This window comes from Streptococcus sp. Marseille-Q7087 (assembly GCF_965111935.1).
This window is the reverse complement of sequence record NZ_CBCOPJ010000001.1, coordinates 338,784-353,384: the sequence shown is the minus strand read 5'-3', so window position 1 is coordinate 353,384 and position 14,601 is coordinate 338,784. Positions and strand designations below refer to the sequence as shown.

At 39.6% G+C, this 14,601-nt stretch carries 13 protein-coding genes and 1 riboswitch; of the genes, 6 read left to right on the top strand and 7 right to left on the bottom strand.

Annotated elements, in window-relative coordinates; all coding sequences use genetic code 11:
- Positions 1 to 35: 35 nt before the first annotated feature.
- The 4 genes from rplK to ACWPVF_RS01875 all read right to left on the bottom strand — a co-directional run bounded on the left by rplK (position 36) and on the right by ACWPVF_RS01875 (position 2,848).
- Positions 36 to 461 carry a 50S ribosomal protein L11 gene (gene rplK / locus ACWPVF_RS01890; protein WP_001085806.1) on the bottom strand — a complete coding sequence of 142 codons (426 nt, stop codon included), beginning with the start codon at positions 459 to 461 and terminating at the stop codon, positions 36 to 38.
- 242 nt (positions 462 to 703) lie between these two features.
- A complete protein-coding gene (locus ACWPVF_RS01885; protein WP_454384356.1) occupies positions 704 to 1,354 on the bottom strand; it encodes a phosphatase PAP2 family protein in 651 nt (216 codons plus the stop codon).
- Positions 1,344 to 1,907: an ECF transporter S component gene (locus ACWPVF_RS01880; RefSeq protein WP_454384354.1), complete on the bottom strand. Its 564-nt coding sequence runs from the start codon at positions 1,905 to 1,907 to the stop codon at positions 1,344 to 1,346. Before ACWPVF_RS01880 ends, ACWPVF_RS01885 begins: the two co-directional genes overlap by 11 nt.
- A 149-nt stretch (positions 1,908 to 2,056) precedes the next feature.
- Positions 2,057 to 2,291, bottom strand: a riboswitch (FMN riboswitch).
- 53 nt (positions 2,292 to 2,344) lie between these two features.
- A complete protein-coding gene (locus tag ACWPVF_RS01875) occupies positions 2,345 to 2,848 on the bottom strand; it encodes a tRNA (cytidine(34)-2'-O)-methyltransferase (RefSeq protein ID WP_454384352.1) in 504 nt (167 codons plus the stop codon).
- Positions 2,849 to 3,261: 413 nt separating this feature from the next.
- Between ACWPVF_RS01875 and trkA the strand changes: the two genes are divergently transcribed.
- The 3 genes from trkA to ACWPVF_RS01860 all read left to right on the top strand — a co-directional run bounded on the left by trkA (position 3,262) and on the right by ACWPVF_RS01860 (position 7,609).
- Positions 3,262 to 4,611, top strand: coding sequence for a Trk system potassium transporter TrkA (gene trkA / locus ACWPVF_RS01870; protein ID WP_414307287.1), 1,350 nt, complete (start codon positions 3,262 to 3,264; stop codon positions 4,609 to 4,611).
- Between the two features lie 3 nt (positions 4,612 to 4,614).
- Complete coding sequence (locus ACWPVF_RS01865; protein ID WP_454384350.1) at positions 4,615 to 6,054, top strand: TrkH family potassium uptake protein; 1,440 nt, start codon at positions 4,615 to 4,617, stop codon at positions 6,052 to 6,054.
- 850 nt (positions 6,055 to 6,904) lie between these two features.
- The gene (locus ACWPVF_RS01860) at positions 6,905 to 7,609 is read left to right on the top strand and encodes a CPBP family intramembrane glutamic endopeptidase (protein ID WP_454384348.1); all 705 of its coding nucleotides are present in this window, start codon (positions 6,905 to 6,907) and stop codon (positions 7,607 to 7,609) included.
- 414 nt (positions 7,610 to 8,023) lie between these two features.
- Here the strand turns inward: ACWPVF_RS01860 and ACWPVF_RS01855 are convergent, their stop codons facing one another.
- The 3 genes from ACWPVF_RS01855 to ACWPVF_RS01845 form a co-directional block, all read right to left on the bottom strand.
- Positions 8,024 to 9,568 (bottom strand): peptide chain release factor 3, encoded by a 1,545-nt coding sequence (locus ACWPVF_RS01855; protein WP_454384346.1) that lies wholly within the window; start codon positions 9,566 to 9,568, stop codon positions 8,024 to 8,026.
- A 211-nt stretch (positions 9,569 to 9,779) separates the two neighbouring features.
- Positions 9,780 to 10,472, bottom strand: coding sequence for a YwaF family protein (locus ACWPVF_RS01850; protein ID WP_454384344.1), 693 nt, complete (start codon positions 10,470 to 10,472; stop codon positions 9,780 to 9,782).
- 9 nt (positions 10,473 to 10,481) lie between these two features.
- Complete coding sequence (locus ACWPVF_RS01845; RefSeq protein WP_454384342.1) at positions 10,482 to 11,168, bottom strand: YwaF family protein; 687 nt, start codon at positions 11,166 to 11,168, stop codon at positions 10,482 to 10,484.
- Positions 11,169 to 11,380: 212 nt separating this feature from the next.
- Here ACWPVF_RS01845 and gatC point away from each other — a divergent pair, with 212 nt between their 5' ends.
- The 3 genes from gatC to gatB are packed head-to-tail and all read left to right on the top strand — an operon-like array spanning position 11,381 to position 14,594.
- A complete protein-coding gene (gatC, locus tag ACWPVF_RS01840; protein WP_414307296.1) occupies positions 11,381 to 11,683 on the top strand; it encodes an Asp-tRNA(Asn)/Glu-tRNA(Gln) amidotransferase subunit GatC in 303 nt (100 codons plus the stop codon).
- A complete protein-coding gene (gene gatA, locus ACWPVF_RS01835) occupies positions 11,683 to 13,149 on the top strand; it encodes an Asp-tRNA(Asn)/Glu-tRNA(Gln) amidotransferase subunit GatA (protein WP_414307297.1) in 1,467 nt (488 codons plus the stop codon). The genes gatC and gatA overlap by 1 nt, the downstream gene beginning before the upstream one ends.
- A complete protein-coding gene (gene gatB / locus ACWPVF_RS01830) occupies positions 13,149 to 14,594 on the top strand; it encodes an Asp-tRNA(Asn)/Glu-tRNA(Gln) amidotransferase subunit GatB (RefSeq protein ID WP_454384340.1) in 1,446 nt (481 codons plus the stop codon). The genes gatA and gatB overlap by 1 nt, the downstream gene beginning before the upstream one ends.
- Positions 14,595 to 14,601 lie beyond the last annotated feature (7 nt).

The window sequence follows — 14,601 nt, the reverse complement described above, 5'->3', positions numbered from 1 at the left end:
ATGAAGTCTTGCGGGTTATATAGGGAAGTTATTGATTAGTCAACAACAGTGAATCCCATAGAACGAGCAGTACCTTCAATCATACGCATTGCAGACTCAATGTTTGCTGCGTTCAAATCTGGCATCTTAGTTTCTGCAATTTCTTGTACTTGTGCACGAGTAACTGTAGCAACTTTAGTTTTGTTAGGTGTACCTGATCCTTTTTCAACACCTGCAGCTTTTTTCAAAAGAACAGCAGCTGGTGGTGTCTTAGTGATGAAAGTAAATGATTTATCTTCGTATACTGAGATAACAACTGGAATAATCATACCAGCTTGATCAGCTGTACGAGCGTTGAACTCTTTTGTGAATCCCATGATGTTGATACCAGCTTGACCAAGAGCAGGTCCAACTGGTGGAGCTGGTGTAGCTTTACCAGCAGGGATTTGCAATTTTACAAGTTTTTCGACTTTTTTAGCCATTTTTAAATCCTCCTTTGTGGTTTTGGCGGTAATTTAGAGATTTTTACCTCCCACAAGTATGTTTTACACATACCCATCTATTATACACTATTCTGTCTAAAATTCAAGTAGGAAAAATCAATTTTTTTGAGATTTTTTTCGTTTAAATGCTTATCTAAAATCTATATGTTTTTTAAACCGTTTACTTTAAGAAACAGTGTTTTCACGTCAAAAAAAGCACTCTATTTGAGTGCTTCCTATCATTACTTTTGCTTGCCTTTAAAACGCCATTGGAAACGGAGTTTGTCATAAAATGGAAATTCAATAAATAGAACCCCTAGGCCAACACAAAGACTGGCAAGAACATCTGATGGATAATGAACGCCCAGATAGACTCTGGATACTAGTACACTCAATAAGTAGAACCCTAGTAAGATTTGGACGATTCTTTTCCAAAGCTTGTCTTTAATCCTTTGACTGAAAATCACAATCAAAGTTCCTACCATAATCGTTACTGCCAGAGAATGTCCGCTAGGAAACGAAAAACCTTTTTCTTCTACCAAGTGTAGAATTTCTGGCCGTGGTCTTTGGTAGATATTCTTAAAGGTCACAATCAAGAGTCCAGCCAAAGTCAGATTTCCCAACATGAGAAAACTTTCCATCTTCCACTGCTTACGATAGAAAACAAAAGCGACAAGTAAGGCCCAAGTGATAATGACCGGGATATCAATTAGATGCGTGATCGCTCTAAAAAACAAGGTTAGAAATTCAGGCAAGTCTCCTCGAATTGCTTTCTGAATTGGTTGATCAAAATTGACCAACATTTCAGGGTAAAACTTTACCATATAACCAATAATCACAAAAAGTAAAAGGGCGAAAGAGCCCTTTGTGAAATATGTTTGTTTATCTTTCATAGTATTTCAAGGTTGGTTTCAATAAGACAAATAATAACCAGAATGAGAGGGCAAAGATGACGCCTTCAATCAAATTGAATGGTAAAACCATTGCCAACATGTAATTACTTAGTCCTAGAATATTTTCAATATCAAAATTAGCAAATTTCGCGTACAAAGGAACAGCATAAACATAGTTTAACACTAGCATTGCCAGAGTCATACAAATCGTGCCAATTAGGGAAGCTAGGGCAAAACGAATGGCTGTTCGTTCTTTTTTCCAAATCAAACCAAAGGCAATAACAAAGACTCCTAGTGCAACAATATTCATTGGCAAACCTATATAGGTACTAACCCCTTGATTGTTCAGCAGGAGTTTCAACAGGGAACGAAGTAAAAGCACCCCTAAAGCCGCCGGTAAATCCAAGACTACCAAGCCCACAAGAACTGGTAAGATACTAAACTCAATCCTCAAGAAGGCTGCCGCTGGTAAAAGCGGAAAGTCAAAGTACATCAACACAAATGAAAGTGCCGATAAAATTGCAATGGTCGAAAGTCGACGTGTGTTTGTCATAACAGGTTCCTCCAATTTTCTATAAAATCAGAAGAAGTTGGAAAGTTTCTCCCTATCTACTCTCTTTCCTATCTCAAAAAACAACCTAAGTTTATAAGAAAACTGGTTCTTTTCTATTATATATTGAAACAGAATAGACAAAGCCATCCTTTCGTCTTCTCCCATCCAGACTATACTGTCGGTTGTGGAATTTCACCACATCAGCTTGCGCTCGCGGACTTCTTTTAGAATACGGAAATGGAGATTTTTCTTTTAGACGAGGCGACAAGCTGTAGGCATAACTTCTAGTTAGGCAAAGCTTGACAACAAAGTATAAAAGGAAAAGAACATTTCCAAGTAAAAGTCACCGCCGGTCGGGAATCTCACCCAGCCCTGAAGACCCCTTTATGATAACAAAAAAAGCTTGCAAGCGCAAGCATTTTATTTCTTATCAGTGTTTATTTCAACTTATCCGTTTCATAAGTATGAATCAGTTCGAGACCCGCAAAATTTTGTTGACGAAGGGCCTCATAGACGATCATACAGACTGTATTAGAAACATTCAGGCTACGAACATGTTCATCATTCATAGGAATTCTGAGAGCTTTTTCAGGATGTTCACGCATAAATTCCTCAGGCAAACCCTTATCTTCACGACCAAAGAGAAAATAATGATTCCCTTCTGTTGTGAAATCTGCATCTGAATAGACCTTTTCTGCAAACTTGGAAATCAAGTAGAGTTGTCCATTCATTTTGCCCATAAATTCATCCAGACTATCATAGAAATAAATATCAAGTTTGTCCCAATAGTCAAGCCCAGCTCGCTTCATTTTACGGTCGTCAATAGGAAAGCCCATAGGCTTGATAATATGAAGGGGCGCATTCGTCGCTGCACAGGTACGTGCAATATTTCCCGTATTTTGTGGAATTTGTGGTTCAAACAATACAATATGATTGGCCATGCCTTGTTTCCTCTCACTAGTGCAAAAAAATAGCCACACTGCCCGGAGTCAAGCTCAGCAAACAGCGTGGTTAAGGCATCGTTAACTTACCTCACAACAGGTTTGAAGTAAATCAGCGAAACTACTTTTTTAGTATATCACTTTCAGCCTGATTGTCAATAGAAATGACTTGATTTTTTTCATTTTTTTACAAACATATTTACAAAAGTTCTACAAGCTCCACTGAGCCACTTTTATCATGGATTTAGCTTGTGTTAAAAATTTGGTCAATATGTACTCTTCCCTAATAGATATTTATTTAACTTTGGATGTTAATCCGATTCCTCATAAGAGGAAATCAATCGGTTGTTTAGTGCAATTTTTACAAAAAAAAGGTATGATAGAGACATAATGAAAAAGTAGGTTATTTAACTATGAAAATTATTCTTGTCGGAGGGGGAAAAGTCGGTTCTGCCCTTTGTCGTTCGCTTGTTGCTGACAACCATGACGTTGTCTTGATTGAACAGAACGAAACTGTTTTAAATTACATGACAAGTCGCTTTGATATTATCGGTATCGCAGGAAACGGTGCTGACTTTGCTATGTTAGAGGCAGCCAATGTTCAAGACTGCGATATTTTCATCGCCATGACACAGTATGATGAAGTTAATATGGTTTCAGCCGTTCTCGCTAAAAAAATGGGAGCCAAAGAAACCATCGTTCGTGTTCGTAATCCTGAATATTCTAATCCTTACTTTAAAGAAAAAAATATTCTCGGATTTTCACTCATTGTCAATCCAGAACTCCTAGCTGCTCGTGCCATTGCAAATATCATTGACTTCCCGAACGCTCTATCCGTTGAACGTTTCGTGGGTGGCTTGGTTAGCCTGATGGAATTCGTCGTTCGAGAAGATAGCAATATTTGTCAGATGTCCATTGCTGATTTTCGTAAAAAGTTCGGTAACGTTATCGTCTGTGCCATCGAACGTGATCATAAACTGATGATTCCTAGCGGAGATGTTGTTTTAGAAGATAAAGACCGCATCTTTGTAACAGGACATCGTGTCGATATGATGCTCTTCCACAATTATCTCAAGTCCAGAGTTGTTAAGAGCTTGCTTATCATTGGGGCTGGTAAGATTGCATACTACCTACTAGGTATTTTAAAAGACAGTCGAATCGACACAAAAGTAATCGAGGTCAACCAAGAAAGAGCTGCCTTCTTTAGTGAAAAATTCCCTAAACTTTATATCGTTCAAGGGGATGGAACAACTAAAGACACGCTCTTAGAAGAAAGTGCTCAGAACTACGATGCTGTTGCCACTCTGACTGGAGTCGACGAGGAAAACATCATTACATCTATGTTCTTGGATAGTATTGGCGTTCAAAAAAACATTACCAAAGTTAACCGTACTAGTCTCTTGGAAATTATCCACGCGACGGATTTCTCAAGCATCATCACGCCTAAGACAATCGCTGTTGACACTATCATGCACTTTATCCATGGTCGTGTAAATGCACAATATTCTGACCTTCAAGCTATGCACCACCTTGCAAATGGCCAGGTAGAAACCCTTCAGTTCTTAATTAAGGAAGCAAACAAGATGACAGGCAAACCCTTGTCTCAACTGAAGCTCAAAAAAGATGTCTTGATTGCCGCCATTATCCGGAACGGAAAAACAATCTTCCCAACTGGAGAAGATACGCTCCAAGTCGGTGATAAGCTAGTGGTCATCACTTTGCTATCAAACATCACCAAGATTTATGATTTGTTAGAGAGGTAAGCTATGAATAGAAGTATGGTACGCTTTCTTCTTGCAAAGCTACTCTTAATTGAGGCTGCCCTTCTCTTGGTACCAGTCAGTATCGCTCTTTACTATCGAGAATCTAGCCAAGTGTTTACAGCACTTTTCTCTACCATTGGTATTCTTGTCGTTCTGGGTCTTCTAGGCATCATTAAAAAGCCAAAAAAACAACGAATTTATGCAAAAGAAGGGGTCTTGATCGTTGCTCTATGTTGGATTCTCTGGTCTTTCTTTGGCGCCCTTCCCTTTGTCTTTTCAGGACAAATCCCCAATATGATAGATGCCTTCTTCGAAGTTAGTTCTGGTTTCACAACAACGGGTGCAACCATCCTAAATGACGTATCGGTCTTAAGCCGTTCACTTCTATTTTGGCGGAGTTTTACCCACCTCATTGGAGGAATGGGGGTGCTGGTTTTCGCCCTCGCTATCATGGACAATGCTAAAAACAGTCACTTAGAGGTTATGAAGGCTGAGGTCCCAGGACCAGTATTTGGTAAGGTTGTGTCTAAACTAAAAAATACAGCCCAAATCCTCTACATCCTCTACTTAGCTATGTTCGCCCTCTTTGTAGTTATTTATTATATTGCAGGGATGCCCCTCTACGATAGTTTTGTTATCGCTATGGGAACTGCTGGTACTGGGGGATTCACTGTTTATAACGATGGTATTGCCCACTATCATAGTTCTCTCATCACTTATTTGACAAGTATCGGGGTTCTGATGTTTGGTGTCAATTTCAACCTCTACTACTATCTCATGCTTCGTCGAGTTAAGGAATTCTTTTTCGATGAAGAACTTCGAGCCTATCTTTTGATCGTGGCTATATCTACTGGCTTAATCACACTCAACACACTGCACCTTTATAGTGGTGTTTCACAAAGTTTTGAGATGGCCTTCTTCCAAGTTTCTAATATCATTACCACTACTGGTTTTGGTTATGGAGACATCACGAACTGGCCTTTGTTTTCTCAATACATCTTACTGATGTTAATGGCAATTGGTGGTTCTGCTGGTTCCACTGCCGGTGGTCTCAAGGTCATTCGTGGAGTTATCCTCGCTAAAATTGCAAAAAACCAATTCTTGTCTACTATATCCCCTCACCGTGTCTTAACTCTTCATGTTAATAAAACGGTCATCGACAAGGATACCCAACATAAGATTTTGAAATATTTTGTAGTTTACATCATGATTCTACTCAGTCTGATCTTCATCGTTAGTTTAGATACTAACAATTTAATGGTTGTTACGAGTGCTGTTTTCAGTTGTTTTAACAATATCGGTCCAATTTTAGGAACGACTTCAAGTTTCTCAATTTTTAGTCCATTTTCAAAACTCCTCCTATCCTTTGCAATGATTGCAGGACGTCTTGAAATTTATCCTATCATACTACTCTTTATGAAGCGAACCTGGTCTAAACGTTAGAATTTTATAATCAAATAGCACATCCTTCAAAAATCGAGGGATGTGTTTTTTGCTGGGTCAGATAAAAAAAGACAGTTGAGAGACAAAAAAGGACACTTGAGAAAGAGTAGTTTTTTTGTGAAACCTTTTCGTTATAATGTTAAAAAAACGTAGGGGTTTATTTATGAAAAAAATTAGAAAATCAATCCAGTTTCTCTTATTGGGATCCATAGCATATCTTGGACTCGGCAGCTGTATATTTTGGTCTGGAATTTCTCTAATTCTCAAACAATCATACTTTTACTTTTTATTTCTTCTACTTATATTAGCTAGTATCTGTACATTTATCCACTATCTTTCAGTTCATAATCATGTGAGTAGTCATTTGCGCAATCCTAGCCGTTCTTTCTTTTTATTGTATAGTAGTATGGTTATCATTAACGTTTCTGGAGTCTGTTTTATTTTATTTGAAAGTATAAGCACTGACACTCTACTACAAAAAGAAATCGTTGACTTGTTACTCATCTCTTTCTTTTTCCTTTTCGGACTTGATATTGCTACCTTTCTGCCGTTAAACAAATGGAGAAAATTACCAACTCATAAAAAGACAGGCAGGCTAACAACTCTTATCTTTCTTAGTTTATTTTTTCTGCACAATCCTTTAACCATACTTTCTGTCAGTTTTTATATCCTTTTGGGAGTCAGCTTTCTAAACTTTTTATTTCCTAAAACCTTAAGACAAGATTTATCCTTCTATAGTCATTTAATTCGAAACATCTTACTTGTTTTATCTACGCTTATGTTCTAGTAATTAATAGAATTCCTATCCAAAGTATGCTATAATGAAATAAATTTTTTAGGAGATATATGAATGAATTTTTTTAAAGATTATCGTAAACGATTGATTTGGCTAGGAATCTTTCTTGTCGCTATGTGCCTATCGCAAGTTCCTATCGTGACTGTAATGTTACTTCAAAAAACTCAACTTGGATCTATCTGGTCATCTCTAATAGTGGGGCTTGTCTCTACCGCTATTGTTACACTCTTTTTATATGGTGCTCACAAAAGTAAGTTATTAAATCTAAAATCAAAACTCTTTACTATTAATGACGCCCCTCGAATCGCTCTTAGTTATGTAGCCATTATCACAGGAAATCTGATTGGTGCGATTTGGTTACAACTTCTGAAGCAAACAACTACTTCGAATCAAGAGGCTATCAATAGCATCATGTCAGAAAGCTCTCTAATTTCCAGCATTTTCGTGGTTGCAATAGTGGCACCTATTTGTGAGGAAGTTATCTGTCGAGGTATCATCCCTACTAAACTCTTCGAAGGATACGAAAAAATTGGGTATATTTTCGGTTGGTTTCTCTTCACTATAGCCCATATCCCAAATAATCTTCCTTCTTTCTTGATCTATGGATGGATGTCTGCAGTCCTAACTTGGACTGCTTATCGCACCAAACGACTAGAGATGTCTATCCTACTGCACCTAGTGAATAATGGAGTCAGCATTCTATTGCTTATCTTCCTTACATTCCTTATCAAGGTTGTTGGTATAGATGCTTTTCAATAAATAGAAGTTCCACTACTAAAAAAAGACTAGGAATTCAATAGTTTCCTAGTCTTTTTGTTTATTCTTTGAGTGATTCCAAACTAAGTTAATGAGGCAGGTAGCTAGACTACTTTCTAACTATTACGACACGAAGAGGTGAAAACGATTATTTTTCGCCGATGAGTTAGTGAGGCAGTTAGACCGCTTTCTAACTATTACGACGAAAAAGTCCACGAATCGATACCATTCGTGGACTTTTCCTAGTGAAGCGTTTAGGTAAACTGCCATAGCAGTTACCGTTTATTAGATTACGACACGGAGTTTGGCAAATCGATTATATTTACCAAACGTAGTTAGTAAGGCAGTTAGCTAGTTCGCCGAATAGCGGCTAGCGTCCAACAATTAGGAATTTTAGTTCCAATTGTTGGTACTGAGTTACATCTTTTCCTCTAATTCCACATCTGGATACTTATCTGCAAACCAGCGGAGGGCAAAGTCATTTTCAAAGAGGAAGACAGGTTGGTCAAAGCGGTCTTTAGCCAAGATATTCCGGCTTGAAGACATGCGCTCATCTAAGTCTTCTGGTTTGATCCAACGAACGGTCTTTTTACCCATTGGGCTCATGACCACCTCGGCATTGTACTCATTTTCCATGCGGTGCTTGAAGACTTCAAACTGGAGTTGCCCAACTGCACCTAACATGTATTCACCTGTTTGGTAGTTGGTATAAAGCTGAATAGCTCCTTCTTGAACCAATTGCTCGATTCCCTTGTGGAAGGATTTTTGCTTCATAACGTTCTTAGCAGAAACTTTCATGAAAATTTCAGGGGTAAAGGTTGGCAGTGGTTCAAATTCAAATTTGTTTTTCCCAACTGTCAAAGTATCTCCCACCTGATAAGTACCAGTATCGTAAACTCCGATAATATCTCCTGCTACGGCATTGGTGACATTCTCACGAGTTTCTGCCATAAACTGGGTGACATTAGAAAGTTTGGCTCCTTTACCAGTACGAGGGAGATTGACACTCATTCCACGCTCAAATTCGCCCGATACGATACGGACAAAAGCAATGCGGTCACGGTGACGAGGATCCATGTTGGCTTGGATTTTAAAGACAAAACCTGAGAAGTCTTTGTCATACGGATCGACAAGTTCACCGTCTGTTTTTTTGTGTCCATGAGGTTCTGGAGCAAACTTGAGGAAGGTTTCAAGGAAGGTCTGCACCCCAAAGTTGGTGAGGGCTGAGCCAAAGAAGACTGGTGTCAAATCACCTGCAAGAATAGCTTCCTCTGAGAATTCATTCCCTGCTTCATTCAGGAGTTCGATATCTTCTTTTACTTGCTCATAGAATGGGTTGCTAGCAAAGAGCTTATCGCCATCTTCTAGACTGGCAAAGCGTTCGTCCCCTTTATAAAGTTCCAAACGTTGGTTATAAAGGTCATAAAGTCCTTCAAAGGCTTTCCCCATCCCGATCGGCCAGTTCATCGGGTAACTCGCAATTCCCAAGACTTCTTCCAATTCTTGCAAAAGGTCTAGTGGTTCACGACCATCTCGGTCCAACTTATTCATAAAGGTAAAGACTGGAATCCCACGATGTTTAACAACCTCAAATAATTTTTTGGTTTGGGCCTCGATACCCTTGGCAGAGTCCACGACCATGACCGCAGCATCCACCGCCATCAAGGTACGATAGGTATCTTCTGAGAAATCCTCGTGCCCTGGTGTGTCAAGGATATTCACGCGCTTGCCATCGTAGTCAAACTGCATCACAGATGAAGTGACCGAAATTCCACGTTGTTTCTCGATATCCATCCAGTCAGACTTGGCAAAGTTTCCTGTTTTCTTCCCTTTTACAGTACCTGCCTCACGAATCTCTCCCCCAAAGTAGAGCAATTGCTCTGTAATAGTCGTTTTACCCGCGTCCGGGTGAGAGATGATGGCAAAGGTACGGCGTTTCTTAATTTCTTCTTGAATGTTCATAAGTTCTCTTTCTTTGATTATAGGATAATAGTGAATGTTTGTATGTGTTTCTTATTTCTACATTGGACTCTAACATTCCTTTCAACACTCCATTATATCGGATTTTATAGAGTTTTTCAATCGCTTATAAAAGAAAAAGCAGGCCAAAATAGTAGACCTGCTCATAAGATTCTTTTATTGACTATTTATATTTATCACCTTTAATATCTCTTTACAAATTAATTGTTTCTAGAGCAATTTTCTTTTGCCAACGTTTCTTAAACAAAATATCAAAGAGCACCAAGGCTGAAGAAAGAATGATTGAAACTAGAAGATACTTGATCCAAATAGGAGCATCTGGGATAAAAGGCGTAGTATTCAAAAGCCCGTAATTCCCACCTGTCACTTGATTGACTCCAACTAGGAAAAGATTAAGAATAAAAGTGTAGGCGATAATGCGATACTTTTTAAGCAGAGTCTTATCGTAGTGATTCATGAGATAGACAAGTGAATTTACCAGAAGAGCATAATGTCCAATCAGGAATGAAAAACTGGTAATATGCGGGAAGTCATAGGGATCAAAAACAGGATAGCCCAAGGCAAATACTGCTCCACTGGCTCCCATTAGGGCAAAATACTGCTTGATTTTCCATTTATCTGGTAAGAAAACAACCGCAAACATGGCCAAACGACAATGGTAAAGAGGTAGGCTGTTCGAAAATGGAATGCTAAAACCTATATACCAAGTGTAAAGAGCTAGCAGTTGCGCTATTTGAATCCACTTAAACAATCGAACAAATTTGGGATTTTTGTAGTAAGTAAGAGAAGCATAAATAGACAAAGCAAGAAGGCCTATCATGACACCGTACCAAAAAATGGGGATAGGAGGCGGTGTGGTTTGGGTTCTTGTAATAAAATGATGCATAAGATCTCCTTAATTTATTAGCTGACGATTCTTCAGTTTATATTTAACAAATTGATTGATGAAAATGAGGATTCCTGTCATCAGACTGGTTACTATCAAATAGTTAAGCAAGCTACCATGATCCCCAATCACAGGAGGCTTGCTCATAAAACCATAATTTCCTCCTGTCAAGAGGTTAGCTAGAAAAATTATAGCATTAACTCCAAGAGTCATCTGACATATTTTCCAAGCATCCCATTTTTCAACTTTATAATATCTAATAAGATAAATCAAGCAGTTAGCCAAGAGGGCCCAGTGTCCGAAAACATTGTTGACCGAGGAAACATGAGGGAAAGGAAACGGATAAAAAACTGGATAAACTAAAGCCATAATAGAACCAAATACTCCAACCAAGGCAAAATATTGTTTGAAAAAGGTCTTATTAGGGGCAAAAAGAATCATCCACATAGCCATGCGACTATGGTAAAAAGGGAGAGCCTCAGACAAGGGCAGGCGTGCCGAAATATACCAAGCGTTGATAATCAGTAATTGAATTAATTGACCCCAATACCAAAAATCTCGGTAACGTTTAGAGCTTGCATAGCGAATCGATAAAAAAGCTATGATTACCAGAGAAGTAGGTAGTAAAAAGTAGAATGCTCCCAAATGAGGAGGGACTGTCTTTTTACTGGTAAAAAGTAACTCCCAAAGCTTCATGTGCCATCCTTAACGTGTTCTAGTTGGGTTAATGATACATTCTTTTTTCCAACTAAAAACGACTGTTGTTCTTTCTTCTAATTTCAACCATTATATCGAAATAAAAAGTATTTTTCAATTTCTGTTTCTTTTCAGTTTGACTTGCCTTATTTATAGGAAAATATGGTAAAATAGAACAGATAAAGAATCATCATTTCACGAAAGGATAAAAGATGAAAATTACGCAAGAAGAGGCAACGCACGTTGCCAATCTTTCAAAATTAAAATTCTCAGAAGAAGAAACAGCTGAGTTTGCGACAACCTTGTCTAAAATTGTTGATATGGTTGAGTTGCTCAGTGAAGTTGATACAACTGGTGTTGAACCAACGACTACCATGGCTGATCGTAAGACAGTATTGCGACCGGATGTTGCTGAAAAAGGAACTGACCGTGATCTCTTGTTTAAAAATGTACCCGAAAAAGAAAACTACTATATCAAGGTGCCAGCAATCTTAGACGATGGAGGGGATGCCTAATGACTTTTAACAATAAAACGATTGAAGAGCTGCACAACCTCCTTGTTTCTAAGGAAATTTCAGCAACAGAACTAACACAAGCAACGCTTGAAGATATCAAGGCGCGTGAAGAAGCTATCAATGCCTTTGTCACTATCGCTGAAGAGCAAGCTCTTGCTCAAGCTAAAGCTATTGACGAGGCTGGAATCGACGCTGACAATGTCCTTTCAGGAATTCCACTAGCCGTTAAGGATAATATCTCTACAGACGGCATTCTGACAACTGCAGCCTCAAAAATGCTTTATAACTACGAGCCAATCTTTGATGCGACAGCTGTTGCCAATGCAAAATCTAAGGGCATGATTGTTGTCGGAAAAACCAATATGGACGAGTTTGCCATGGGAGGTTCTGGTGAAACATCTTACTACGGTGCAACTAAAAATGCCTGGGACCACAGCAAGGTTCCTGGTGGATCATCTAGTGGTTCCGCAGCTTCTGTAGCTTCAGGACAAGTCCGTTTATCACTTGGTTCTGATACTGGTGGTTCTATCCGCCAACCTGCTGCCTTCAACGGGATTGTTGGTCTCAAACCAACCTACGGAACAGTTTCACGTTTCGGTCTGATTGCCTTTGGTAGCTCGTTAGACCAGATTGGTCCTTTTGCTCCAACTGTTAAGGAAAACGCCCTATTGCTCAATGCGATTGCCAGCGAAGATACCAAAGACTCTACTTCTGCACCTGTTCGTGTAGCAGACTTTACTTCTAAGATTGGTCAAGACATCAAGGGTATGAAGATTGCCCTTCCTAAGGAATACCTTGGTGAAGGTATTGATCCAGAAGTTAAAGAAACCATCCTCAACGCCGCTAAGCACTTTGAAAAGCTAGGTGCTATCGTTGAAGAAGTGAGCCTTCCACACTCTAAATACGGAGTTGCCGTTTACTACATCATCGCTTCATCTGAAGCTTCATCAAACTTGCAACGATTTGACGGTATCCGCTATGGTTTCCGTGCTGAAGATGCTAAGAACTTGGATGAGATCTATGTGAACACTCGTAGCCAAGGATTCGGTGACGAAGTGAAACGTCGGATCATGCTTGGTACTTTCAGTCTTTCATCAGGTTACTACGATGCCTACTACAAGAAAGCTGGTCAAGTTCGTACCCTTATTATCCAAGATTTCGAAAAAGTATTTGCAGATTACGACCTCATCCTTGGTCCAACATCTCCAAGCGTGGCCTTTGACTTGGATTCGCTCAACCACGATCCAGTTGCTATGTACTTGGCGGATCTCTTGACAATCCCAGTTAACTTGGCTGGTCTACCAGGAATTTCGATTCCTGCAGGATTTGCTCAAGGTCTACCAGTAGGTTTACAATTGATTGGTCCGAAGTATTCTGAAGAAACCATTTACCAAGTTGCTGCTGCCTTTGAAGCAACAACAGACTACCACAAACAACAACCCGTGATTTTTGGAGGTGATAACTAATGAACTTTGAAACAGTCATTGGACTTGAAGTCCACGTAGAGCTCAACACCAATTCAAAAATCTTCTCACCTACTTCTGCCCACTTTGGAAATGACCAAAATGCCAATACAAACGTGATTGACTGGTCTTTCCCAGGCGTACTGCCAGTTCTCAATAAGGGTGTAGTCGATGCTGGTATCAAGGCAGCTCTTGCCCTCAACATGGACATCCACAAGAAGATGCACTTTGACCGCAAGAACTACTTCTATCCTGATAATCCTAAAGCCTACCAAATTTCTCAGTTTGATGAGCCAATCGGTTATAATGGTTGGATTGAAGTGGAGCTAGAAGACGGAACAACTAAGAAAATCGGTATTGAGCGTGCCCACTTAGAAGAAGATGCCGGTAAGAACACCCACGGAACAGATGGTTTCTCTTATGTCGACCTTAATCGTCAAGGGGTGCCATTGATTGAGATTGTATCTGAAGCCGACATGCGTTCTCCTGAAGAAGCTTACGCTTATCTAACAGCCCTCAAGGAAGTGATCCAATATGCTGGTATTTCCGACGTTAAGATGGAAGAAGGATCTATGCGTGTAGATGCTAACATCTCTCTTCGTCCTTATGGTCAAGAGAAATTTGGTACCAAGACTGAGTTGAAAAACTTGAACTCATTCTCTAACGTCCGCAAGGGACTTGAATACGAAGTGCAACGTCAGGCTGAAATTCTTCGCTCAGGTGGTCAAATTCGACAAGAAACTCGCCGTTATGATGAAGCGAACAAAGCAACTATCCTCATGCGTGTCAAGGAAGGTGCTGCAGACTACCGCTACTTCCCAGAACCAGACCTACCACTCTTTGAAATCTCAGATGAGTGGATTGAGGAAATGCGTACTGAATTGCCAGAGTTTCCAAAAGAACGCCGTGCTCGCTACGTATCTGACCTTGGTCTATCAGACTACGATGCTAGCCAGTTGACTGCCAATAAAGTCACTTCTGATTTCTTTGAAAAAGCTGTCGCCCTCGGTGGTGATGCTAAACAAGTTTCTAACTGGCTCCAAGGTGAAGTCGCTCAGTTCTTGAACGCGGAAGGCAAGACACTAGAACAAATCCAATTGACACCAGAAAACTTGGTAGAAATGATTGCTATCATCGAAGACGGTACTATCTCATCTAAGATTGCCAAGAAAGTTTTTGTCCACCTAGCTAAAAACGGCGGTGAAGCTCGTGAATACGTGGAAAAAGCTGGTTTAGTTCAAATCTCAGATCCTGATGTTTTGATTCCAATTATTCATCAAGTCTTTGCGGATAATGAAGCTGCTGTTGCCGACTTCAAGTCAGGAAAACGAAACGCTGACAAGGCCTTCACAGGATTCCTCATGAAAGCAACCAAAGGCCAAGCCAACCCACAAGTAGCTCTTAAACTACTTGCCCAAGAATTGGCTAAGTTGAAAGAGAACGAGTAAATATACT